Annotated in this window: 25 protein-coding genes and 1 tRNA gene; 12 read left to right on the top strand and 14 right to left on the bottom strand. The window is 72.4% G+C overall.

The features are described from left to right. Positions 1-72 precede the first annotated feature (72 nt). Genes AC6JBM_RS39785 through AC6JBM_RS39800 form a run of 4 tightly spaced genes read left to right on the top strand, consistent with a single transcriptional unit; the run spans position 73 to position 3,959 of the window. On the top strand, positions 73-402 hold the full coding sequence (locus AC6JBM_RS39785) for a PadR family transcriptional regulator (RefSeq protein WP_497986631.1): 330 nt from the start codon (positions 73-75) through the stop codon (positions 400-402). Beyond that, positions 399-1,340: a hypothetical protein gene (locus AC6JBM_RS39790; RefSeq protein ID WP_497979002.1), complete on the top strand. Its 942-nt coding sequence runs from the start codon at positions 399-401 to the stop codon at positions 1,338-1,340. Before AC6JBM_RS39785 ends, AC6JBM_RS39790 begins: the two co-directional genes overlap by 4 nt. Next, positions 1,340-2,482 carry an N-methyl-L-tryptophan oxidase gene (solA, locus tag AC6JBM_RS39795; protein WP_497979003.1) on the top strand — a complete coding sequence of 381 codons (1,143 nt, stop codon included), beginning with the start codon at positions 1,340-1,342 and terminating at the stop codon, positions 2,480-2,482. The genes AC6JBM_RS39790 and solA overlap by 1 nt, the downstream gene beginning before the upstream one ends. A 58-nt stretch (positions 2,483-2,540) precedes the next feature. Continuing rightward, the gene (locus tag AC6JBM_RS39800) at positions 2,541-3,959 is read left to right on the top strand and encodes a S28 family serine protease (RefSeq protein ID WP_497979004.1); all 1,419 of its coding nucleotides are present in this window, start codon (positions 2,541-2,543) and stop codon (positions 3,957-3,959) included. Between the two features lie 54 nt (positions 3,960-4,013). Here the strand turns inward: AC6JBM_RS39800 and AC6JBM_RS39805 are convergent, their stop codons facing one another. The 6 genes from AC6JBM_RS39805 to AC6JBM_RS39830 form a co-directional block, all read right to left on the bottom strand. After that, positions 4,014-6,113, bottom strand: coding sequence for a carboxypeptidase regulatory-like domain-containing protein (locus AC6JBM_RS39805; protein WP_497979005.1), 2,100 nt, complete (start codon positions 6,111-6,113; stop codon positions 4,014-4,016). 87 nt (positions 6,114-6,200) lie between these two features. Beyond that, complete coding sequence (locus AC6JBM_RS39810; protein ID WP_497979006.1) at positions 6,201-7,019, bottom strand: metallophosphoesterase family protein; 819 nt, start codon at positions 7,017-7,019, stop codon at positions 6,201-6,203. Between the two features lie 55 nt (positions 7,020-7,074). Further along, positions 7,075-8,118 carry a Clp protease N-terminal domain-containing protein gene (locus AC6JBM_RS39815; protein WP_497979007.1) on the bottom strand — a complete coding sequence of 348 codons (1,044 nt, stop codon included), beginning with the start codon at positions 8,116-8,118 and terminating at the stop codon, positions 7,075-7,077. A gap of 77 nt (positions 8,119-8,195) precedes the next feature. Next, positions 8,196-10,367 (bottom strand): S8 family serine peptidase, encoded by a 2,172-nt coding sequence (locus AC6JBM_RS39820; RefSeq protein WP_350612162.1) that lies wholly within the window; start codon positions 10,365-10,367, stop codon positions 8,196-8,198. A 213-nt stretch (positions 10,368-10,580) separates the two neighbouring features. Further along, positions 10,581-11,279: a glycosyltransferase family 2 protein gene (locus AC6JBM_RS39825; protein ID WP_350612163.1), complete on the bottom strand. Its 699-nt coding sequence runs from the start codon at positions 11,277-11,279 to the stop codon at positions 10,581-10,583. A gap of 148 nt (positions 11,280-11,427) precedes the next feature. Next, the gene (locus AC6JBM_RS39830; protein WP_497979008.1) at positions 11,428-11,970 is read right to left on the bottom strand and encodes a hypothetical protein; all 543 of its coding nucleotides are present in this window, start codon (positions 11,968-11,970) and stop codon (positions 11,428-11,430) included. A 236-nt stretch (positions 11,971-12,206) separates the two neighbouring features. Here AC6JBM_RS39830 and AC6JBM_RS39835 point away from each other — a divergent pair, with 236 nt between their 5' ends. Both AC6JBM_RS39835 and AC6JBM_RS39840 read left to right on the top strand, forming a co-directional pair. Then, positions 12,207-12,458 carry a type II toxin-antitoxin system Phd/YefM family antitoxin gene (locus tag AC6JBM_RS39835; protein WP_497979009.1) on the top strand — a complete coding sequence of 84 codons (252 nt, stop codon included), beginning with the start codon at positions 12,207-12,209 and terminating at the stop codon, positions 12,456-12,458. Further along, positions 12,455-12,826, top strand: coding sequence for a type II toxin-antitoxin system VapC family toxin (locus AC6JBM_RS39840; protein ID WP_497979010.1), 372 nt, complete (start codon positions 12,455-12,457; stop codon positions 12,824-12,826). The genes AC6JBM_RS39835 and AC6JBM_RS39840 overlap by 4 nt, the downstream gene beginning before the upstream one ends. 190 nt (positions 12,827-13,016) lie before the next feature. Here the strand turns inward: AC6JBM_RS39840 and AC6JBM_RS39845 are convergent. From AC6JBM_RS39845 to AC6JBM_RS39870, 6 genes are all read right to left on the bottom strand, one after another. Then, positions 13,017-13,093: transfer RNA gene (locus AC6JBM_RS39845), tRNA-Ala, on the bottom strand. 66 nt (positions 13,094-13,159) lie between these two features. After that, on the bottom strand, positions 13,160-13,831 hold the full coding sequence (gene sepX, locus AC6JBM_RS39850; protein WP_350612165.1) for a divisome protein SepX/GlpR: 672 nt from the start codon (positions 13,829-13,831) through the stop codon (positions 13,160-13,162). A gap of 182 nt (positions 13,832-14,013) precedes the next feature. After that, positions 14,014-14,631, bottom strand: coding sequence for a GNAT family N-acetyltransferase (locus AC6JBM_RS39855; protein ID WP_497979011.1), 618 nt, complete (start codon positions 14,629-14,631; stop codon positions 14,014-14,016). Then, on the bottom strand, positions 14,628-15,914 hold the full coding sequence (locus tag AC6JBM_RS39860; RefSeq protein WP_433056197.1) for a molybdopterin molybdotransferase MoeA: 1,287 nt from the start codon (positions 15,912-15,914) through the stop codon (positions 14,628-14,630). Before AC6JBM_RS39860 ends, AC6JBM_RS39855 begins: the two co-directional genes overlap by 4 nt. Continuing rightward, on the bottom strand, positions 15,911-16,843 hold the full coding sequence (locus AC6JBM_RS39865; RefSeq protein WP_497979012.1) for a UTP--glucose-1-phosphate uridylyltransferase: 933 nt from the start codon (positions 16,841-16,843) through the stop codon (positions 15,911-15,913). The genes AC6JBM_RS39860 and AC6JBM_RS39865 overlap by 4 nt, the downstream gene beginning before the upstream one ends. Before the next feature lie 9 nt (positions 16,844-16,852). Further along, positions 16,853-18,922: a GGDEF domain-containing protein gene (locus AC6JBM_RS39870; RefSeq protein WP_497979013.1), complete on the bottom strand. Its 2,070-nt coding sequence runs from the start codon at positions 18,920-18,922 to the stop codon at positions 16,853-16,855. Between the two features lie 6 nt (positions 18,923-18,928). On the opposite strand from AC6JBM_RS39870, the gene AC6JBM_RS39875 reads away from it, so the two are divergent. Both AC6JBM_RS39875 and AC6JBM_RS39880 read left to right on the top strand, forming a co-directional pair. Continuing rightward, positions 18,929-19,594, top strand: a complete 666-nt coding sequence (locus tag AC6JBM_RS39875) for a 5-formyltetrahydrofolate cyclo-ligase (protein ID WP_497979014.1) — start codon at positions 18,929-18,931, stop codon at positions 19,592-19,594. 3 nt (positions 19,595-19,597) lie between these two features. Continuing rightward, a complete protein-coding gene (locus AC6JBM_RS39880) occupies positions 19,598-19,936 on the top strand; it encodes an FmdB family zinc ribbon protein (RefSeq protein ID WP_497979015.1) in 339 nt (112 codons plus the stop codon). Between the two features lie 55 nt (positions 19,937-19,991). On the opposite strand, the gene AC6JBM_RS39885 is transcribed toward AC6JBM_RS39880, so the two are convergent. Then, the gene (locus tag AC6JBM_RS39885; RefSeq protein WP_350612476.1) at positions 19,992-20,174 is read right to left on the bottom strand and encodes a hypothetical protein; all 183 of its coding nucleotides are present in this window, start codon (positions 20,172-20,174) and stop codon (positions 19,992-19,994) included. 86 nt (positions 20,175-20,260) lie between these two features. Here AC6JBM_RS39885 and AC6JBM_RS39890 point away from each other — a divergent pair, with 86 nt between their 5' ends. Then, positions 20,261-20,407 (top strand): hypothetical protein, encoded by a 147-nt coding sequence (locus tag AC6JBM_RS39890; protein WP_350612172.1) that lies wholly within the window; start codon positions 20,261-20,263, stop codon positions 20,405-20,407. 62 nt (positions 20,408-20,469) lie between these two features. Next, the gene (locus AC6JBM_RS39895) at positions 20,470-20,772 is read left to right on the top strand and encodes a translation initiation factor 2 (RefSeq protein ID WP_497979016.1); all 303 of its coding nucleotides are present in this window, start codon (positions 20,470-20,472) and stop codon (positions 20,770-20,772) included. 10 nt (positions 20,773-20,782) lie between these two features. On the opposite strand, the gene AC6JBM_RS39900 is transcribed toward AC6JBM_RS39895, so the two are convergent. Next, positions 20,783-21,265, bottom strand: a complete 483-nt coding sequence (locus AC6JBM_RS39900; RefSeq protein WP_350612174.1) for a DUF2231 domain-containing protein — start codon at positions 21,263-21,265, stop codon at positions 20,783-20,785. A 114-nt stretch (positions 21,266-21,379) separates the two neighbouring features. Between AC6JBM_RS39900 and AC6JBM_RS39905 the strand changes: the two genes are divergently transcribed. Both AC6JBM_RS39905 and AC6JBM_RS39910 read left to right on the top strand, forming a co-directional pair. Beyond that, the gene (locus tag AC6JBM_RS39905) at positions 21,380-21,814 is read left to right on the top strand and encodes a Fur family transcriptional regulator (protein WP_497979017.1); all 435 of its coding nucleotides are present in this window, start codon (positions 21,380-21,382) and stop codon (positions 21,812-21,814) included. Continuing rightward, the gene (locus AC6JBM_RS39910) at positions 21,811-22,626 is read left to right on the top strand and encodes an oxygenase MpaB family protein (RefSeq protein ID WP_497979018.1); all 816 of its coding nucleotides are present in this window, start codon (positions 21,811-21,813) and stop codon (positions 22,624-22,626) included. The genes AC6JBM_RS39905 and AC6JBM_RS39910 overlap by 4 nt, the downstream gene beginning before the upstream one ends. The last annotated feature ends 22 nt before the right edge of the window (positions 22,627-22,648 follow it).

Raw genomic sequence — 22,648 nt, forward strand, 5'->3', positions numbered from 1 at the left:
GCATTCGACTACCGATTGTCAGTACGGTTGCCGATATGCCTCGCCAGACGTAACGTATCGGCCATGGCTGCCATGCGGGAACCGACGTTCCTCATCCTCACCGCGCTGGCCGAGCGGCCCCGGCACGGCTACGGGCTGATCCAGGAGGTCAGCGCGCTGTCGGGCGGGGAAGTCGTGCTCGGCGCGGGCACGCTCTACGGGGCGCTGGACCGGCTGGTCGAGCAGGACCTCATCGTCGTGGAGCGGGAGGAGGCGGTCGACGGCCGGCTGCGCCGCTACTACGCGCTCACCGACGGCGGGGCGAGCGCGCTGGCCACCGAGGCGGAGCGGCTTCGGCGGCACGCGGCGGCCGCGACCGAGCGGCTGCGGCGCCGGGCCAGCCCGGGCCCGGTGACCGCGTGAGCGTCCCGGATGCCCTCCCCCGGCGGTACCGTCGCCTGCTGCTGGCCTATCCCGCGCCCTATCGGCGCACGCACGGCACCGAGATCCTCACGACGCTCATGGACGGCGCCGAGCCCGGGCGCGAGCGGCCCACCGCGGCCGAGGTGCGCGACATCGTCGCGGGCGGGCTGCGGCAGCGGTTCCGGCTCCCGACCGGCCGGGTCATGGTGCTCGCCGCGGTGCTGAGCGCGCTGATCGCCGGCGGGCTCGGGGCCGGGCTCGGCAGCGTCTGCGGCTGGGCCGTCGCGGTGCGCCCGAGCGACGCGGTCGTCGGCGGGCTGCTCGACACGGCCGCGGGCACCGCGACGGAGCACCGCGCCGAGCGCCTTTCGGAGGCCTTCGGCCTGCGCGGCCGGGTGATCGCGCAGGCCGTGCGCGCGCCGCACGTCACGCCGGACGAGGCCGCCGCGCGGCTGGTGGCGGCGGGCTGGCGGGTCGAGCCCACCGAGTTCGACGGGGCCCTGCGCGCGACCCGTGGCGGCGTCGAGGCCTCCGTGCAGGTCGCCGCGACCGGCCCGAACACCATGCTCCTCGTCGACGTGGCGCCCGCCCTCCCCGCCTTCACCGCCCCGCTCACCGTGGCCGGCGCGGTCCTCGGGCTGGTCGCGGGCTGGCTGCTCGCCGCTCGGATCGGATATCGCCTGCGCCGCGCCCCGCTGTGGCAGCGCGTGGCCGTCGGCGAGCTCGCGCTGCTCTCGGTGCTGCTCATGGCGTGGCCCACGCTCGCGGCCTGGGCCTACCTGGTCTGGCCCGGCCCGGCGGCGACGAACGTCTACGCGGCCTACGAGCCCCACGGTGCGCTGGGCCTGATCCCGCCGGCCGGCCTCTGTCTGGCGCTCGTCGCCGTCGCGCTGGCGACCGTGATCAGAAAGCGAGCAAGGGTGGCTACGCTGCCCTGATGGCGCAGCAGTGGGACGTGATCGTGGCCGGCCTCGGCGGCATGGGCAGCTCGGCCGCCTATCACCTGGCCGCCCGCGGGCAGCGGGTGCTCGGGCTCGAGCGCTTCGGCCCCGCCCACGACCAGGGCTCCAGCCATGGCGGCTCGCGGATCACGCGGCAGGCCTACTTCGAGGACCCGGCCTACGTCCCGCTGATCCTGCGCTCCTACGAGCTCTGGGAGCGCCTGCAGCGCGACTCCGGCCGCGACCTGCTCACGCTGACCGGCGGGCTCTTCATGGGCCCGCCGGCGTCGCTGACCGTCGAGGGCAGCCGGCGCGCGGCCGAGCAGTGGGGCCTGCCGCACGAGATGCTCGACGCGGCCGGGATCCGCCGGCGGTGGCCCCAGTTCACGCCGCGCGACGGCGAGGTGGCGCTGTTCGAGCGCAACGCCGGCGTGCTGCGGCCCGAGGCGGCGGTCCAGGCGAACCTCGACCTCGCCGGGCGGCTCGGCGCCGAGCTGCGCTTCCACGAGCCGGTGGAGGCGTGGGCGGAGGACGGCGGCGGGGTCACCGTGCGCACCGCGGCGGGCACCTACCGCGCGGGCGCGCTCGTGATCTGCCCCGGCGCGTGGGCGCCGGGCCTGCTGCCCGACCTCGGCGTGCCGCTGGTCGTCGAGCGGCAGGTGCAGTTCTGGTTCGAGCCCCGGTCCGAGATCCCGGGACCACAGCCGATCTTCATCTGGGAAGATCCGCCGGGCATGCAGGTGTACGGCTTCCCGGCCCTCGACGGCCCCGGGGGCGGGATGAAGGTCGCGTTCTTCCGGCGGGGCGAGACGACCACGCCGGAGACCATCGACCGCGGCATCCGCGACGAGGAGATCGCGTTCATCGCCCGCCACCTCGCCACCCGGGTTCCGGCCGTCCCCGGGCGCTTCCTGCGGGGCAAGACCTGCATGTACACCAACACGCCCGACCAGCACTTCGTGATCGCCCGGCACCCGGGCCGGGAGCGGGTGACCGTGGCCTGCGGGTTCTCCGGGCACGGGTTCAAGTTCGTCCCCGTCGTCGGGGAGATCCTCGCCGACCTGTGCCTCACCGGCGCGACCGCGCATCCGATCGCCCTCTTCGATCCACTGCGAGGGTGGACGAGCGGGGCCGAATAGTCCGGATCGCCGGTAGCTTCCATCGAGACAGCGGAAAGTCTCGATGTGGAGGTACCGCATGACCCGATTCCGACGGGCGCTGCTCAGCGTGGCGCTGTTGCTCGGGATGCTCGGCACCGTCGCCGTGGCCGCGCCCGCGTCGGCCGCGACGGAGACCGACATCAAGGACCGCCTGGCGGCCGTGCCCGGGCTCACCGTGCTCTCGGAGCAGCCGGTCGCCGCGCCGTACCGCTTCTTCATCCTCAGCATCACCCAGCCGGTCGACCACACCAACCCGCGGGCCGGCACGTTCCAGCAGCGCTTCTCCCTGCTGCACCGCGGCACCGACCGGCCGATGGTGCTGCACACCACCGGCTACAACGTGCCCGAGTACGCGTTCCGCTCCGAGCCGACGCGGCTGATCGACGGCAACCAGATCTCCGTCGAGCAGCGCTTCTTCACCCCGTCACGCCCGGCGAACCCGAACTGGCAGCAGCAGATGACGATCTGGCAGGCGGCCACCGACCACCACCGGATCGTGCGGGCGCTCAAGCCGATCTACGCGCAGAAGTGGGTCTCCACCGGCGCCAGCAAGGGTGGCATGACCTCGGTGTACCACCGCCGCTTCTACCCGGACGACGTGGACGGCACGGTCGCGTACGTCGCGCCGCAGGACGTCGTCAACGACCAGGACTCCGCCTACGACACGTTCTTCACCAAGGTCGGCACCGCGCAGTGCCGGGCCGCGCTGGACGGTGTGCAGATCGCGGCCTTCCAGCGGCGGGCGGAGCTCGTCGCGCGGTACCAGGCCTGGGCCACCGAGAACCAGCGCACCTTCGACATCGTCGGCGGGGTCGACCGGGCCTTCGAGTTCATGGTCAACGGCACGACGTGGGCCTTCTGGCAGTACAGCCTGGAGAGCGACTGCGCCGACGTGCCCCCGGCCACGGCATCCAGCGACGACATCTGGAACTGGATCGACCTGATCTACGGCCTGGACTCCAACACCGACCAGGGCATCACGCCCTACATCACGTACTACTTCCAGGCCTCGTACCAGCTGGGCTACCCGGACACCTCCCAGCCGCACCTCAAGGGCCTGCAGCACTACCGCGGCCAGGACCGGGCCCAGTCCTACATCCCGCGCGAGCTCGTGCCCCGGTTCCAGCCGTTCACGATGCTCGACATCGACATCTGGGTGAAGTTCGCGGGCAGCCGCCTGCTGTTCGTCTACGGCGCGAACGACCCCTGGGGCTCCGAGCCGTTCCGCCTCGGGCCGTTCACCCGCGACTCGCAGTGGTACATGGCGGCGGGCGCCAACCACGGCGCGAACATCGCGGCCCTCAAGCCCGACGAGACCGCGAAGGCCACCTCCGCCCTGCAGCGCTGGGCGGGCGTGACCCCGGCGGCGGCGTCCTTCGGGGCGTCGGGGACGTCGTCGTACATCCCCGGGCTCGACGACCACAACCTCGCGCTCGACCGCAGGTACAGCCTGTAGCGCGCCGATCAGAACCGGTGGCCGGGACCCGTGCGGGTCCCGGCCACCGCCGTGTCACGGGACGACGATGTTCGCCGTCGTCGTCCTGTTGTTCTTGACCTGGTAGGTCGTGGCCGACGCGAAGTCGGTGCCGCCGGCCCAGCCGTTGTGCCCGAATCCGGCGTAGTAGAACAGCTTCACCGGCTGCGGCGCCGCGAGCAGCGACAGCGCGTAGGGCCCGCCGCCGTAGGCCTGCGCCCCGAGCGAGACCGCCTCGCCCGTGACCGCGTTGTAGGCGATCACCGTGCCGTCGATCGTGTGCCCGGCGGCGTCCTTGATGGTGCCGGAGACGGTGCCGCCCCCGGTGCGCAGCTTGATGTTCGCCGCCACGCTCTTGCCCACGCGCACGGTCACCTTGGTCGCCTCGGGCCGCGTGACCTTGTTGCCGGACCAGCGCCACTGGTAGGCCTGGTGCGAGAACTGCACCGGCCACGCGTAGGGCCCGAGCCCGCCGATCGTGTAGGTGCCGTCGGTGGCGGTCGCCTGGTTGCAGCCGTCGCCGCTGAAGCCCGGCGTCCGCGCGACGACCGAGACGCAGGCGTAGGGCACCGGGGCGCCGGTGCTCACGTCGGTCACGGTGCCCCGGATCGAGCCGGCCCCGTCGAAGCGCACCGGCGCCAGGGTGGCCTGGTCGCCGGCGGCGAGGGTCACGGACGCCGCCGCGTCGCGGTCGCCGGTGCCGCCGGTCGCGCCCACCCACTGCGACCCGAGCGCATCGCCGCTGGGGTCGGCGAAGACCTGGTACGTGCCCGGCTCCAGCGGCCCGATGAGCACCGAGCCCGGGGTGGGCGGCCACTGCCAGTCGGAGCAGCCGGAGCCGTAGGGGACCGGGAACTCGCCCCCGGACCGGGCGACCTGCGCACAGCCGTCGGCGGCGGCCCCGCTCGCCCGCGCGGTCATCGGCACCGTGAGGGAGGCGCCGAGGCGCATCGCCACGTCCACCGTGGTGGTCTGACCCGCGGTGACGACGGCCGGCTGGTCGATGACGTCGAAGTGCCGGTGGTCGCCGAGGTTGACCGAGAAGTGCCAGGTGCCGACGAACACGTCCGGCACCACGATCTCGGTGGTCTCGGCGCAGCCGCCGACGCCCGAGGAGGCCTCCCACGCGCAGAAGCCGGTCAGCGGCGCGCCGGTGGTGGCGTCGTGGGCGACGAGCCGCACGGACCCGGTCGGCAACAGCTGGTCGTCCACGGTGGTCACCTGGTCCTCGGTCACCGCGACGCGGTCGGCCGACTCCTGGGTGAGCTTGCCGTGGGCGTACTGCGTCTGCCCGCCCGGCCCGCGGAACGCGACGTACCAGTCGGCGCGGACCGGCACGTCGTCCATGCGGTAGCGGCCGTCCGCGCCGGTCGTCGCGTAGCGGCCGGCGCCGTCGAGCACGTTGGCGGAGACGCCGACGCCGGCGGCCGGGGTGCCGTCGGCCTTGAGCAACTGCCCGGCGATCGAGCCGGTCCCGATGACGGTCTCCGCCAGCGGCGTCGCCTGGCCGGCCACGACCGTGATCGCGGCGGCCGACTCGGAGGTGAAGGTGCCGCCGTTCCACTGGTTCACCAGCGGGTACTGATAAAACTGGATCTTGTAGGCGCCCGTCAGCAGTTCGAAGGAGAATGTGCCGTCCGCGGCGGTGTTCGTGACGCCGACCATGACCTGTTCGTCGGCGGTGTAGGCGGTGAGGTAGGCGCCGGCGACCGGCGAGCCGTCGCGCTTGTGCAGCGACCCGGTGATCCGGCCGGACGGCAGCGCCTGGTCGTCGACGACGACCGTGGCCCCCGCGGCGACCGTGATCTGATCGGCGGTCTCCCACGTGCGCTTCTGGTGGGCGTACTGCCGGAACTGCGCGCCGGCCGGGACGAAGGACACGGTGTAGGTGCCGGCGTCGAGGCCCGGCGCGCTGTAGGCGCCGCTCGCGTCGGTGGTGACCTGGAACGTCTCCTGGTCGGTGGAGACCTGGACGGCGGCGTTGGCGAGGGGCTGGCCGGAGGAGTCGGTGAGGTGGCCGGTGATGGTGGCCGTGCCGGCGGCGAAGGCCGGCCCGGACGGCACCGCCATGGCGCCGATGATCGTGGCCGTGGCTGCGGCGGACAGCAGCGAACGGCGCAGGGCAAGCTGACGCAATCTGCGCTCCCGGGATGGTTGGGGTTGCGCATCGATCATTGCCGAATCCGGGCCGGCCGTGTTGCCCGGGCGACGTTCTACGCCGTTCTAGGTTGCAGGGGTCAAAACCGGGCGGAGTTGCGCCGGTGGGGTCGCCCGTTTGCTCCATTCGCGGGGGTACCCGACCGAGACCTCCTCGTGCCGGACGCCGTCGTGCCACGTGGTGCGCGGGATGTGCAGGTGGCCGTAGACCACGACCTCGGCGTGGAAGCGGGTGGGCCAGTCGCGCGTGCGGGTCGTGCCGCACCAGAGCGCGAACTCGGGGTACCACAGCACATCCGTCGGCTCGCGCACGATCGGGAAGTGGTTGACCAGCACGGTGGGGCCGTCGATCGCGGCCAGCCGGGCCTCGGTGTGCTCGAGCCGGGCCGCGCACCACTCGGCCCGCCCGGGGTAGGGGTCGGGGTGCAGGAGGGCCTCGTCGGTGCCCACGATCCCGGCCGCGTGCGCCATCCGCAGGGCCTCCTCGGTCGAGGTCGCGCCCTTGGGCCAGAACGAGTAGTCGTACAGCACGAAGAGCGGGGCGACCGCGAGGCGGTCCTCCCACAGCGCGTACGGGTCCTCGGGGGTGAGCACACCGAGCTCGCGGCACGCGTCGACGAGCTTGTCGTACCGCGCCACCCCGCGCGACTGCTCGGGGTCGTTCTGCGGCGTCCACAGCTCGTGGTTGCCCGGCGCCCAGATGACCTTCGCGAACCGCTCGCTGAGCGTGCGCAGCGCCCACGTGACGTCCGCGAACCGCTCGGCCACGTCGCCGGCCACGATGAGCCAGTCGTCGGGGTGTGTGGGCCGCATCTGCTCGACGAGCGCGCGGTTCTCGGCGTAGCCGACGTGGAGGTCGCTGATGGCCAGCAGTCGCCCGGTCACCGTCGCAGCCTACCGACCTGGCTGTCGATCGGCCCGGCCCGGCGCCGCGATCCGGTCAGGGCGCCAGCTCGCGGCCCAGGCGCATCGCCAAGGCGGACGGGTCGGCACCGTACGCCCGCAGCATCTGCGCCCCGGGGCCGGTCGCGTCCGAGGCGATCGCGAAGAGCAGGTGGGACGAGCCGGCGTACCGGTGCCCGAGCTCGCTCGCGAGCCGCGTGGCCTCGCCCGCGGCGTGGTAGAGGTCGGCCCCGAACGGCGGGTCGCCCCGCCCGGCCCGCCACGCCTTGTCCTCGCGCGGGATCTCGGCCGGGCCGGGCGAGAGGTCCATCGCGAAGTTCTTGACGTCCGGATACGTCACGCCCAGCTCGGCCAGGGCCCGGGCGCCCCCGTTCGTCGCGACGGCGTCGTCGGCGAGCCGGATCCGGGTGATCGCCATCAGGTAGTCCAGCGCGCACACGGCCATCACCGCGTGCGCCTGCCCGACCAGGGCGCAGCCGCCCCGCACCGCCTGCTGCACGGCCTCGCCGCGCAGCACCGCGGGGGCGGCCAGCGCGGAGAGCACCGGGTCGCCCTTGCGGACCGGCTTGAGAAACGCCGAGGCCGAGCTGACCGGGGGCGTGCCGTCGAGCAGGAACTCCTCGTCGGGGCGCAGGTGGAAGCGGCGGATGAACTCGCTCCACTCTCCCGGCGAGGCGCACTCCACCAGCAGCGCGCGCAGGAACAGCCGGAAGCCCAGGCAGCGGATCGAGGGTGCCTCGGCGGCGGCCGCGAGGGCCCGGCCGAGCCCGACCCGCACCCGCGGATCCCACTCCGGCAGCGGGTCGGCGGCCGAGCGGCGCAGGTCCCGGCGGGCCCGCCAGTGCGCGAGCCGGAGCGTGGCCTCGACCTCGTCCTCCTGCGCGACCGGCACGCCCTCGCCGGAGGCGCCCCAGCCCGGCAGCATCTGCCAGCGCACCTCGTCCGCGCCGAGCATGCGCAGCATCGCGTCGGCGGCCCGCTCGGCGCTGACGCTCGGCTCGCGGAACTCCAGCGCCCGGCGGACGGCCCAGGACAACGCGACCTGGATCTCCAGGGACGCGACGGGTTGACCGAAGCTCACCGCGCCACCGTACGCCGTGCCCAAACGAAACTCCCCCTGCCGGTCGGCCGACCGGCAGGGGGAGTTCGGTACAGCGGTTACAGCAGTTCGCCGACGTTCACGAACTGGAACACTTCCCAGGCACCGATGGCGGTGCGGTTCGCGGTCAGCGGCGCGGCACCACCACTCTCGGCGGTGACGTACCGGCTGTTCGCGTTCGCGTAGTAGCCCACCGTGAAGTTCGCGGAGTGGACCACCGTGAACTTCTCCCAGGCGCCGATCGCCGTGCGGCTCGCGATGAGCTTGCCGCCGTTGTTGAGGTCGGCGGTGACGAGCTTGTTGTTCGCGTGCGCGACGAGGGCGAGGTAGCCGCCCGCGTCCACGACGTCGAACTGCTCCCACTGCCCGATCGTCCCGCGGTTGGCGATCAGCGGCGAGTTGCCGCCGTTGTCCGCCGTGACGAAGCGCCCGTTGACCGGCGCGTACAGGGCGATCGTGGTGGCCGCCCCGGCGAAGTCGAACGTCTCCCACGCGCCGATGGCGTCGCGGTTGGCGATGAGCTTGCCGCCGTTGTTGAGGTCGGCGGTGACGTACTTGCCGTTGACCGCCGCCTTGAAGCTGACGCTGCCGTCGGCGTTGTTGACCAGCGTGAACTTCTCCCACGCCCCGATGCTCGCCCGGTTGGCGATCAGCGGGGCCGCACCGCCGGACTCGGCGGTGATGTACTTGTTGTTGGCGCTGGACTGCAGGCCGACGAGGCCGCCGCCGGCGTCCACGACGGTGATGCCCTCCCAGGCGCCCTTGTTGAAGCGGTTCGCGGTCATCGGCTGGTTGCCGCCGCTCTCCGCCGTCACGACGAGCCCGTTGGCGCGGGCCCGCAGGCCGAACTGCTGGCTGGTCACCGAGGCGGGCTCGCCGATGCGCAGCAGCTTGGTGGGCGATCCGGGGCCGGCCGCGTGGACCGTCCCGCTGACGCCCGCCTTGAGGATCGCGGCCTGCACCTGGGCCGGGGTCCAGTCCGGGTGGGCCTGCAGCAGCAGGGCCGCGTCACCCGCGACGAGCGGCGCCGCCATCGAGGTTCCGTCGGCCCACGCGTAGTCGTTCGTGCTCTGGTACCACGCCGACTCGATGCGCACGCCGGGGGCGAACAGGTCGACGCACGGGCCGTAGTTCGAGAAGGATGCCCGGAAGTCGGCCTCGTCGGTGGCTCCGACGACGATCGCCTCCTGCACCCGGGACGGCGACTCGGTGCAGGCGTCCTTGTTGTGGTTGTTCGCGGCGATCGTGTAGGTGATGCCGCTGGCGATCGACGCCCGGACGGCGTCGTCGATGGCCGGGCTGATCTCGCCGCCGAGGCTCATGTTCGCCACGGCCGGCTTGACCGCGGTCTCGGTGACGTGGTTGATGCCGTCGACGATCTGGTCCGTGTAGCCACCGCCCGTGCAGTCGAGCACCTTGACGGACTCGATCGGCACGCGCTTGGCCACGCCGTACTTCGCCCCGGCGATCTCGGCGGCCACGAAGGTGCCGTGGCCGTCGTCGTCCGCGCCGGGCGCGGGGGTGCCGCAATCGGCGACCTGGTCGTCCTTCCACTTGGCCGACCAGGAGTGCTGGAACCCGGCGTTGCCGGCGAACTCCTGGTGCGCCGCGTTGACGCCGGTGTCGAGCACGTACACCGTGACGCCGCTGCCCGCGGCGGGGTAGGTGTACTTGTGGTCGAGCGGCTGGAACGCCTGGTCGATCCGGTCGAGACCCCAGAGGTTCCAGTTGTTGGGGTCCGGCAGGGTGTTCTGCACGTCGGACTTCTTGAACAGGGCGTTCTGTTCGACGTAGGCGACGTCCGGGTCGGCGGACAGCTTGCGGGCGTCGGCCTCGGACATCGTGGTGGTGAAGCCGCGCAGCGACTTCGACCAGACCTTGCCGACCTTGCCGTTGTGGGCCTTGGTGAGCGCCCCGGCGCTGGCGGTGACCTGGTCCTGGGTCGCCTTGCCGTTCTTGAGCACGACGATGTAGTCGTTGGCGACCGCGCCGCGGCCGCCGGAGCGGAACTTGCCCGAGACCTTGGGCGACTGGGCCTTGAGCTCGGCGCCGTCGGCCTGGTAGTCGAGCGTGTGGGATGGTTGCTTCTTGCCGGCGGGGCCGGCCGTGCCTTGCTTCTCGGGCGCCGCGAACGCCGCCGTGGTTCCGGCGGCGACGAGGGCCGAGGCGACCGCACCGATGACCGCGATCCGGGTCATCGAGGTGCGCCTGGGAAGGCGCGATTCAGTCACTGGCTGAACTCCCCGTTGAGTGGACCCTTATCCGATAGGACGAGGGATGGGTCACAACGGGGCCATGATCCTCAGGCGCCGGGGCTCCCGGCTCCATCGATCGGTCAGACTTTGTCGTACGAATAGCGAATCACGCGGCTGAATACCGAACATCGACCCGTGCTGAGCTGCGGATCGACGGCGGTCGGCGCACCCGACCGCCGTGCACCGCCGTCAGATGTTCTTCGGGGGTTTACGGATCCGCTCCTTGAGCAGAATCCAGAGCGCCTCAACCCCGTCCATCGCGGTGATCTTCTTGCCCTCTTCCCGCGAGCGGGCGGCGTAGCTGATCGGCACCTCGAACGGGCGCACCTTGCGGCGCAGCAGCTTGCCGGTGACCTCGGCCTCCATGCCGAAGCCCTTCGACTTGACGGCCAGCGAGCGGTACATCGCCAGCGGCATCAGCTTGAAGCACGTCTCCAGGTCCGACAGGTAGCAGTTGTAGAGCATGTTCGCGGCGGTCGTGACGGCCTTGTTGCCCATCACGTACCAGAACGAGAACGAGCTGTGCGACCCGAACGTCCGGTTGCCGTAGACGACCTCGGCGCGCCCGTCGAGCACGGGGTCGAGCAGCCGCGGAATGTCGTTGGGGTCGTACTCCAGGTCGGCGTCGAGGATGACCATGTAGTCACCGGTCGCCTCGGCCACGGCGGTCTTGATCGCCGCACCCTTGCCCTGGTTGCGCGGATGCGTGATCGGCCGGAGCCGGCTGTCGTCCGCCGCGGCCAGGATCTGCGCCGTTCCGTCCTTGCTGCCGTCGTCGACGACCACGAGCTCGATCTCGCACGGGTAGTCAACGGCGAGGGCCTGCTTCAATGCGTCAGGCAGCCGGGCCTCTTCGTTGTACACCGGCATCAGGATGGAGAGCTTCACGGAGGACTCCAGCAATCGGTTACGAGACTGGCTCACAGTACGCTGCCCGAGCCGCCAGGTCACCCAGCCCTCTTCCAAACAACTCAATCACCCTGAGTAACCACACACACCCACGATCAACGGGCTGCGACTCTCGTCCGCGGCGGGATCAGCCGAACTCCTGCGCCCAGACCTCGAGCCACGCCAGAAAGTCCAGCGGCGTAGCACCCCGATCCCCGGAGTAGAGCTCCCGCGTCTCCGGCACATCGATCTCCCCGGTGCGCCAAACCCATCCGGCCTGCTCCCCGGTGACCACAAGAACCGAGAAGTCATTGCCGCCATGGTTGGCAATGGTCAGGCATCCATCAAGGTCCCCACTCTGCTGCAGCCCGGCCAGCCGCGAGTCATCCAGGACGCCAGAGCCGTCGGGAAGCTCGGCGATGGCCGAAAGCATCGCAGCCGCCTCAGCCTCGCCATACGCAAACGGCCGGGAGGGATCGCCTTGACCGCTCTCAACCTCGAGCGCCACGTCGTCAAGCCCGTACAGCCAGGGCTCGTCGTCGACCCAGATCCCGTCAGCCACGCCCAGCACAAACGCACGGAACGGCAAGGGCAGCCGAACCCCGGCCCGCCGCTCAAACCCAGCCACCGCTTCCTCGGTAGCCGGCGGCCGAAGCTCAAGCTCCTCACACCCCACCAGGGCATCCCGCACTCGCGACACCCCGCGCTCAATAGGCTCCGCAGCCATGCTCCGCTCCCATTTCGCTCGCTCAGCTCCACTCAGCAACCCGGACGCTACGTGACCCGCGCCACCGGCAAGCGAGCGAAGCGAGCGCGAGGAATCAACCGACCGCCTTCAAGATCCAGATCACCGTCTCGCCGTCCTCAAGGTTCGGACGGACGAGCGGAGCGCGCCTCTTAGCTAGACTGTTAGCTAAGGAGGTCGCAGTGTCCGAAGCAGCCGCGTTCAACATCCACGACGCCAAGACCAACCTCTCGCGGATCATCGACCGCGTCGAGCACGGCGAGGAGATCGTCATCAGCCGGGCCGGCACGCCGGTGGCCAAGGTCGTCCCGTTGAACCGGCGAGTCAACCGCACCGGCCGGGGCTCGCTCGCCGGCCGCCTGACCATGGCCGAAGACTGGGACTCATCCGACGTCAACGACGCGATCGCCCGTGACTTCGGCCTGACGCCGTGAGCCTGCTCCTCGATACGCACGTCGTCCTGTGGTGGCTCGCCAACGATCCGGCCCTGCCCGACGACGTCAAGGACCAGCTCGATCACGAGCCGGACGTCTACCTGAGCTCGGCAACCGTCTGGGAAGTGGCAATCAAACAAGCCCTCGGCAAGCTCCAGCCGGCCGACCTACCTGAGCGCGTCCGCGACGCCGGGTTTCGCCCTTTGCCGATCACCGCCGAACACGCCGTCGTCGCCGGCCGCCTGCCCCTCCTGCACCGCGATCCCTTCGACCGGATGCTCATCGCCCAGGCCCAGGTCGAGGGCCTGACGCTGGCCACCCGCGATCCCGAAATCCAGAAGTACGACGTCAGCATCCTTCCGCTCTAGCGCAGGATCCGCGTCACAGCGCAGGGGACGCGACGCAACGGGCGTGGGCGGGCTTGACGATCGCGCACTTCCAAGCCACCGCAGAGCGAAGCGCCCGGAATGCGTGGCCCCGATGCGCTCAGCGTGCGAAGTCCGCGGAAAACGACTTCGGCGGCCGGTCCCATCGGGAACAGCCGCCGAATTCGATCTCTGGTGGAGTTGAGGGGACTCGAACCCCTGACCCCCTCGATGCGAACGAGGTGCGCTACCAGACTGCGCCACAACCCCAATCGGTCCCGGTGAAGCGGACCGGCGCTAAGACTAACAGGTCGTGGAGAGGGATTGCGAACGGGTTCACTGTCCCGAGGCCCGCGTGTCGTAGGGGCGCCCACGCAGGGCGTTCAGGCGGGCCGCCTCCCGCCGCGCGCGGTCACGTTCGGCCAGCTGACGGGCCAGGGCCTCGCGGCGGGCGGCGGCGCGGCGCGACTGCTCGCGGCGGACCTGGGCCTGACGGCGGGCGATCCAGGCCGCGTACCGCGCCTCCTCGCGCCGCCGCCGGCGGTCGCGCAGGGCCCGGGTGCGCAGGTGCGCGAGGTAGTAGACGAGGAGCCCGCCGGTCACGGCGAAGCTCACCCAGAAGCCCGGGCTCACGAGCGTGATCCCGCACACCTCGGCGAGGTTCAGCAGCACGAGCGCGAGGAGCACCCGGCGGCGGCGGTAGATCGCGCGCGGGGCGCGCTGGACCCGGCGGCGCGCGGCGGGCGACACGGTCGTCAGGCGCGGGGCGGGCAGCGGGCCGGCGGCCGAGGAGACCCGCGGGACGAGCAGCCGCGGCGGGTTGACCGGGCGGCGGCCGGGCACGGTGCGGCGGCGTCGATCGGCGCGGGACAGCACCCGCGCGGTCGACAACGCCCGCTCCGCCACCAGCCGCTCTGTTGCGTCGTATCGGCGCACCAGTGCGGGCGCCAGGGCGAGGAGCCCAGCAGCGGCGAGGACGGCGAGGAGCACCGAGGTCGGCACCCTCACCCCTCCTGTTCCAGCCTCGTGCGCCGGTCCCCCCAGGCGCGCGAGTCATCCAAGTCTGTGGAAGTTACAACGCGGTAACTCCGTTTCATGACCTTACGACGCGCCGGGGCCAGTACCACGTCAACACGCAGGAGGAAACGCCCGAAAGGGCAAATCGGATTTGTCCGAAAAGACCGAAATGTCTAGGTCGCGGCGAGGGTCTTGTGCCAGCGGGCGAGCAGGCCGCCCTCGCCGGCGAGATCCTCGGTGGTCATCGCGTAGCCGAGGTGGTCGCGCCAGTCGCCGTCGATGTGCAGGTACCGATGGTGGTAGGCCTCCTGCCGGAAGCCCAGCTTCTCCACGACCCGCCGGCTCGCGGCGTTGTCCGGGCGGATGTTGACCTCGATGCGGTGCAGCCCGCCGACGGCGAAGGCGTGGTCGACGACCAGGGCGAGCGCGGTGGGGATGATGCCCTTGCCGGCGACGCGGGAGTCGACCCAGTAGCCGGCGTAGCCCGAGCAGAACGCCCGCCGCACGATGTTGCCGAGCGTCAGCTGCCCGACGAGCCGGTCCTCGTAGCAGACCGCGAACGGCATCGCGGTGCCGTGGCGCGCGGCCCGGCGCAGGTCGGCGTGGACGGCCCGGAAGGCGGCCACGGAGTTCAGGTCGTGCCAGGTGCCGTACGGCGTCGGCTCCCACTTGCCCAGCCACTGCTCGTTGGCCCGGCGCACCTCGGACCACGTGCGCGCGTCGGATCGCCGGTACGGGCGCAGCGTGACCGGACCGTCCTTGAGGACTGCGGGCCAACCGGGCTGACTCATCGCCGCCTATCCAAGAGTATGACGTCCACCGTGGAGCCTGCGGCCGCGCTGATGACCTTCTCCCCCAGCACCATGAGGCCGTTGGCGTCGGCCAGGCCGGAGAGGGTGTACGGGCCACCGGCGAGCGGAGCGACAGTGTACCCGCCGCCGCGGCGCTCGGTGATGTACGCGGGCCGGAACTCGCGCATCCCGGAGGGCGAGCTGACCGTCTCCAGCAGGTGGGCGCGCACGCTGGGACGGAACACGGGATCGGCCCCGGCCAGCAGCTGGATGACCGGGCGGGCGAGCACCTCGAAGCCGATGAGGGCCGCGCCCGGGTCGCCGGGCAGGCAGACGATCGGCACCCCGTTGGGGCCGCCGACCGTTCCGTAGCCGAGGGAGCTGCACGGGTACACGGAAAGATCGGAGAAGACGACGGTGCGCGAGAGGATCCGGCGCACCATGTCGCCGGGGCCGGTGCCCGTGCCGCCGGTGGTGATGATGAGGTCGGCCCGCAGCATCTGGTCGTCGAGCAGGCCGCGCAGGCCCTCGGGGTCGTCATCGCAGATGCCGACGCGGTACGCGTGCGCGCCCGCCTCCGCGGCGGCCGCGGTCAGCGCGTGCGAGTTGGCGTCGACGACCTGGCCCGGCTGGCTGGCCCGGCCGACGTCGACGAGCTCGTCCCCGGTCGCGATGACCACGACGCGCGGGCTGGGGCGGACCACGACGTGCCCGATGCCGCTCGCGGCCAGCACCGAGACCAGCGGCGGGGTCACGTAGGCGCCGGCCCGGGCCAGGATCGCCCCGGCCGGCAGCTCGTCGCCGGCGCGGCGCACCCCGTGGCCGCGCTTCGTGGGGTGGTACACCTCGACCGCGGCCATCCCCTGGTCGGTCATCCCGGGCGGGACCACCACGTCGGCGGAGACCGGCATGAGCGCGCCGGCCGCGACCGAGAAGCAGGTGCCGGGGGTGAGGCGGACCGGGCGCCAGCTCGAGGCCACCAGGTCGCCGACGACGCTGAGCCGGACCGGCCGGCCCGGCTGAGCGTCGCTGATGTCGTCGAAGCGCGCGGCGTAGCCGTCGATGGCGGCGTGGTCGAACGCGGGCACGGGGCCCGGCCCGACCACGTCCTCGGCGAGCACGTTGCCGTGCGCCGCGGTGATCTCGAGGTCCAGCGGGGGCAACGGGCGGAGCCCTCGGAGCACGCCGGCGAGATAGTCGGCGAGGGGGACGCGCGCGTTCGACCCGACGCCGGCGTCGCGCGCCGCGTCGTGGTGGGAGCCCGTCGCTGGAACCGCTGTCACCCGCGCAGATCCTTCTCCACGAACTGGGTCAGCCACTGGCTGAACGCCGGACCGAGGTCGTCGCGCTGCACCGCGAGCTGGACGACCGTCTGCAAGTACCCCAGGGGCATGCCGGTGTCGTACCGGGTGCCCCGGTAGACGATCCCGTGCACCGGGGTGCCCTCCGCCAGCAGCAGCGCCATGGCGTCGGTGAGCTGGATCTCGCCGCCGGCCCCGGGGCCGATGCGGCGGATCGCGTCGAAGATCTCGGCGGGCAGCACGTACCGCCCGACGATGGCGAGGTTGCTCGGGGCCTCTTCCGGCTTGGGCTTCTCGACCAGCGCGGTGACCTTCACCGTCTCGCCGGCGTCGACCTTGAGGTCGCAGGGCTCCACGGCGGCGATGCCGTAGCGGTTGGTCTCCTCGGGGTCGACCTCGATGAAGGCGAGCACGATGCCGCCGGTCTGGGCCTGCAGGTCGAGCATGGCCGGCAGGAGGGGTTCCGCCTCGTCGCAGAACTCGTCGCCCAGCAGCACCGCGAAGGGCTCGGGACCGACGTGGGACTCGCCGTAGGACACCGCGTGCCCCAGCCCGAGGGGTTCGGCCTGGCGGCAGGTGTAGATCTCGGCGAGCTCGGCCGGGCGCTTGATCGCCTCCAGGCGCTTGGTGTCGCCCTTCTCGATGAGGCGCGCCTCCAGGTCGGGGCGGCGGTCGAAGTGGTCGACCATCGAGGTCTTGCCGCGGCCGGTCACCAGGAGGATGTCCCTGATGCCGGCGGCGGCCGCCTCCTCGACGATGTACTGGAGCACGGGCCGGTCGACCACCGGCAGGAGCTCCTTGGGGACGGCCTTGGTTGCCGGGAGGAAGCGGGTGGCTAGCCCCGCCGCCGGGATCACGGCTTTGACAGCCCGCTGACGCGTCGCGGACTGGTGAGGAGTCGTGTCAGGCATGTAAGCAGGCTAGCCGCCGCGGCTCTGTCGCGGTGGTTGCGACGCCTTTGGCGCGCCGGGCGTCACCTCGGCGCTCGCCTTCGCGCCACCGCCACCCGCGGCCAGCCGATACGTGTCGCGCCCGCCGGCCTTGGCCGCGTACAGGGCGTCGTCGGCCGCCTCGAGCACCGCCGCCCCGGTCGCGCCGTGGTGCGGAAACACCGCGATGCCGATCGATACGGTGACGGGAATCCGACGCGGCGCCGGGGCGCCCGAGGCCGACACGACGAGCACCGGGCTGCGCCGCACGGCCGCGCCGAGCCGCTCGGCGAGCGTGGCCGCGCCGGCCGCATCGGTCTCCGGCAGCAGCACCACGAACTCCTCGCCGCCCTGGCGGAAGGCGAAGTCGACCTCGCGGATCTCGGCGCGCAGCCGCCGCGCGAACTCGGCCAGCACCGCGTCGCCCGCGGCGTGGCCGTAGCCGTCGTTGACCTCCTTGAAGTGGTCCAGGTCGAGGGCGAGCACGGCCAGGTCGCGGCCGAAGCGGCTGGCCCGCTCGACCTCCCGGCGCAGCGACTCGCGCAGGTAGCGGTAGTTGGACAGGCCGGTCAGCGGGTCGGTGAGGGAGAGCCGCTGGGCCTCCTCGTGCACCCGGACGTTGTCGACGGCGACGGCCGCCTGCCCGGCGAAGGTGCGCAAGGTCACCAGGTCGGCGTCGTCGAACTCGTCGAAGCCGTGCCGGTCGTAGAGGGCGAGCACGCCGCGGGCGGCCGGGGGGCGCTCGGTCGACGGCTCCAGCCCGGTGGTCGGGCCGGCCGCGGGGGCGGCGATGGGCACCGCGACGTACGTCACGCACCGCGGCTCGTTCGCCGAGAGCGCGGGACCGTCGCGGTCGACCCGCCCCCGCAGCGGCTCCCCGGACGCGGCGACCGTGCCGAGCAGCCCCTCCCCTGGCGAGAGCCGCAGCTCGGTCACGTCGATGCCGCCCGGGATCGCGGTCAGGCCCTCGGCGACCTGGCCCCGCAGCTCGACGCCGGCCGGGTCGGCCATGAGCACGACCCCGGCCTGCGCGCCGGTCGCGGCCGTCGCGGTCTGCAGGATCACCTGGAGGATGCGGTCGAGGTCGTGCGTGCCGGCGAGGGTGTCGCCGAGCACGCCGAGCTGGCCGCGGAGCTGGTCGCGGCTGGCGGTGAGGGCCTGGACGTATCCCTGCATCTCCCGCGTCATGCGGTTGAACGTCTGCCCGAGCCGCCCCACCTCGTCCTGGCTGCGCACGGGCACCCGGGCGCCGAGGTCGCCGTCCGCGACCCGCTCGACGGCCTGGGCGAGCTCGGTGAGCGGCTGCGTGGTCGAGCGGGCCAGCCACCAGGCGACGCTGATCGCGACCAGGCCCGCGCAGACGACGACGGCGACGAGCACCGCGTAGAGGCCCTGCACGTCCGGGGCGGGGACGCTCACGGCCAGGGTGAGCGGCTGGCCCGGCTGCGGGTCGAGCCGGCGCACGAGCCGGCCGCCGTCGGTGGTGCCGGTCGCGCCCGGCACCAGCCCGCGCGCGAGCTCGGCGACGGCGGCGTCCTCGGCGGTGGGGGCCGGCCCGGGGGCCAGCGAGCTGACGCGCACCCCGCTGGCCGAGGCGAGCCAGCCCAGCAGGGTGGAGTCGACGGGCTCGACCGCGTACGCCCGCCCGGCCCGCCGCCCGTTGACGTCGAGCACGTCGACGGAGGCGGCGAGCGCGGCGAACGCGTTGCCGGTCGGCGCCGCGCAGTCGGCCCAGGGCCGGGGCGGCAGGTCGCCCGCGCTCGTGAGCACGCCGCCGTCGGGGCCGGTCACCTCGACCGTTCGGGCCAGGCCGCGTCCGACGGCGGTCTGGGCCGCGTCCGGGCTGTCGCCGAGCAGCGCCGCGGTCTCGGCCGCGAGCCGCAGCCGCTGGCAGGTGACGGCGAGGGCGGCCCGCAGGTTGTCGGCGCCGGCGCCGAGCCGCTCGGAGGCACGCTGGTCGCTGACGGTGGCCACGGCGATGCCGACGAACACGGCGCCGAGCAGCACCGGGCCCAGGACGACCGCGAGAAAGGCGGCGGTGAGGCGCGCCCGCAGCGTCATGATGCGATGCTGTCACAGATCGGGAGGAATCGAGTGGTGCTGCCTGGGGTGTCCCCCAAAACCGAGATCAGAGCGCACATCCGGTCCGTCCGCCGGGCCATGCCGGCCGCCGATCGGGCGAACGCGGACCGCTCCCTGGTGGCCGCCGTGCTTGATCTGGTACCGGAGGCAGGCGCCCGGACCGTGGCCGCCTACGTGCCGATGGCGTTCGAGCCGGGTGGCCCGCAGCTGGTTCCCGCCCTGGCCCGGGTGGCCGAGCGACTCCTGCTGCCCGTCCTGCTCGACGACGACGACCTGGACTGGGCGCCGTACGACGGAACCCTGGTCGAGGGCCGCCGCGGCATGCGCGAGCCGACCGGCCCGCGGCTGGGCCCGGACGCGATCGGCCGGGCGGACCTGCTGCTGCTGCCGGGGCTGGCCGTGGCCGAGGACGGCCTCCGGCTCGGCCAGGGCGGCGGCTCCTACGACCGGGCCCTGCGCCGGGCCGGGGCGCCCGCGATCGTGCTGCTCTACCCCGGCGAATGGCGGCCGCAACTCCCGGCCGAACCGCATGACCAGCACGTCTGCGGAGCGTTGCTGGGTTATGACCCCGCGCACGTCCATTGGACGAAGGGGTGTCCGATACCGCATCATTGGCACTCGAAGTATCAGAGTGCCAATGATGGAGGCTGAGCGGTGCCTACCTACCAGTACGCCTGCACGGTGTGCGGCCACCAGCTCGAAGCTGTGCAGTCGTTCACCGACGAGCCGCTGACCGAGTGCCCGGAGTGCCAGGGCCGGCTGCGCAAGCAGTTCTCGGCGGTGGGCGTGGTGTTCAAGGGCTCGGGCTTCTACCGCACCGACTCCCGCAACTCGGGCAAGTCCTCGTCCTCGTCGTCCACGAAGACCGAGTCTTCCAAGAGCGAGACGAAGAGCGAGTCGACGACCACGAAGACGGAGACCAAGGCCGAGTCGAAGCCGGCCGGCAGCGCGACGTCGTCGTCCTCTTCCGGCAGCTCGTCCGCTTCGTCCTGATCTCCGGCGGCAGAAACGCCCGGTCCGCGAGCGGGCCGGGCGTTCTCGCGTGTCCTCAGTCCCAGTGCGGCGGGCGGTCGGAGAGGAGGCGGTCGTCGTTCGTCGCCGCGCGCTCGCCCCAGCCCGAGTCGGTGTCGTCGGTCGTGTGATCCGGGAGCACGACCAGTTCGTCGGCGAAGTCCTCGAAGCTCACTTCGCGCTGCTCATCGGTGGGCGCCCACCCGTTCGTACCAGCCACGGCAGCGAGACTACTCCCGCGAGTTTGCCGGAAAGTGGCCGAATGACGACAGTCGCCTTCGGGGCGCACGGGTCACACTCGGCGGCATGACACAACCCACCCCCGAGCCCGTCGCCGACCTCCCCGCCGACGAGCAGGACACGCTGCGCCTGCAGCAGCACACGGACCAGCCGGACCCGGACGCGACCCGCCCGATGTCCCTGGCCGAACTGCGCGAACTCGGCAACGACTGACCCCGGCGCCCGTCACCGGGGTGAACCGACCGGCTCACCCCGGTGATGGGTACTGTCGAGGCGTGAGCGACGACGCGTACTGGCGACGCCCCGCCGAGGGCACCGAGGCCGCGCCCCCTCCCGCGCCGCCCGGGCCCCAGAGCGTCCCCTACACCGGCGCCCCGCGCACCACCCCGCCGCCGCACGGCTGGCGGCCGCCCGTGGTCGAGCCGCCCGCACCGCCGCGCACGCTGCCGCCCCAGGACGGCGAGCACCTCGACCGCGAGGAGCAGGCGGCCACGATCCTGACGAAGGGCATGGGCATCTTCGCCGGGGCCGTGCTGGTGGTCGTGCTCCTGATCCTCTGCGGCCGCGCGCTCTTCTAGAAGCCGTGCTCTAGAACCCGTCCCAGACCATCTTGGCGCCGGAGTCGCCGGTCTTGTACACGTAGAACGCCGCGGCGACGGCCAGCACCACCGACAGGCCGGCGGCGGCGTAGTGCGCCGCGGCCGGGGCCTTGATGCGCGCCGAGCCGTCGCGGGTCGCCGGGATCATGAACGCCATGACCAGGGCCACCACCGCCAGGCCGAGGATCACCCAGAACAGCGTGTCCGCGTACTCCTCGTGGCTCTCGATCGCCGCCCGCATCTGCGGCGACTGGAACGCCTTGTTGGCGCTGAACGACTCCCCGGACTCCTTGGCGAAGAACACCGAGCCCGGAGCCAGGATCGCGAACGCCACGAGCGGCCAGCGGATGTGCCGGCGACTCGCGGGCCACACCCCGTAGAGGACCGCGACCAGCGCCAGCAGCGGCACCAGCACGACCGCCGCGTGGATGAACAGCGGGTGGGCCGGAATACCGGCTACACGATCGAACACGAAGCCTCCTTCAGATACGGATCCTCCCCGCGGGGGCGTACCCGCGGGCGAGTTCCGGGGTTCAAGAGTCCGGAAACATTTGAACGGTTCCAGGCTGCGTGGTCTCATGGAAGTGTGTCGGGTGAAGATCTGCTGCGCGCCCGGGGTCTGCGAGTGACGCGACCCCGGCTGGCCGTGCTGGAGGTCCTCGAGCAGTCCCGCGGCCATCTCGACGTCGAGCAGATCGCGGCCCGGGTGCGCCGGCGCCTGGACACGGTCTCGACCCAGGCGGTGTATGACGTGCTCAGCGCGCTGTCCCGGGCCGGGCTGGCCCGTCGGATCGAGCCGGCCGGGAGCCCGGCGCGATACGAGTCGCGGGTCGGCGACAACCACCACCACGTGGTGTGCCGCGGCTGCGGCGAGATCGCCGACGTGGACTGCGCGGTCGGCGAGGCGCCCTGCCTGACCCCGTCGCAGGCCCACGGCTTCGTGCTGGATGAGGCCGAGGTCACATTCTGGGGGCTGTGCCCGGCGTGCCAGCTCAAGCGGGCCGAAGAAATGGCGCAGTGACCGACCACGGCCTCTTCGGTCCCGACTCGGTCACGTGGCGTGTGCACCGGGAGCCGATGGTCACCGTGGGCGGGCTGCGCAGCCTCTACCTGCAGGCCCTGCACCCGCGCGCGGTCGCCGGGGTCGAGCAGAACAGCCGGTACCGCCAGGACCCCTGGGGCCGCCTGGCCCGCACCTCGACCTACGTGACCACCGTGATCTACGGCACCACCGAGGAGGCCGAGCGCGCCGGCCGCCACGTCCGCGCGCTGCACGCCCGGATGACCGCCGTCGACCGGCGCACCGGCGAGCGCTTCCGCGTCGACGAGCCCGAGCTGCTGCGATGGGTGCACGTCACCGAGGTCGAGTCGTTCCTGAGCGCGGTCCTGCGCGGCGGGCTGCGGCTCTCCCCGGAGGAGTCCGACGAGTACTTCCGCGAGCAGACCCGCACCGCGGCGCTGGTCGGCCTCGACCCGGAGACGGTCCCCGACTCGGTGGCGGCCGTCGAGGCCTACTACGCCTCGATGCGGCCCAAGCTGGAGCTGACCCCGGACTCGGCCGCGACCGGCATCTTCCTCACCATGCCGCCGCTGCCGTGGGGGCTCGGCCTGACCCCGGTGCGCGGGGCTGCGTTCAGCGTGTCGGCGCTGGCCATCGGCCTGCTGCCGGCCTGGGCGCGCCGGCTCTACGGGCTGCCGGGCCTGCCCGCGACCGACCTGGTGACCTCGGTCAACGCCCGGATCGCGGGCCGCCTGCTGCGCGCGGTGCCGATCGAGTGGATCGAGTCCCCGGCCCGCAAGCGCGCGATGGAGCGGCTCAAGGCGCGCAACTGAACCCGGGTCCGCACCGTTCAAC

This window comes from Dactylosporangium thailandense (assembly GCF_059739745.1).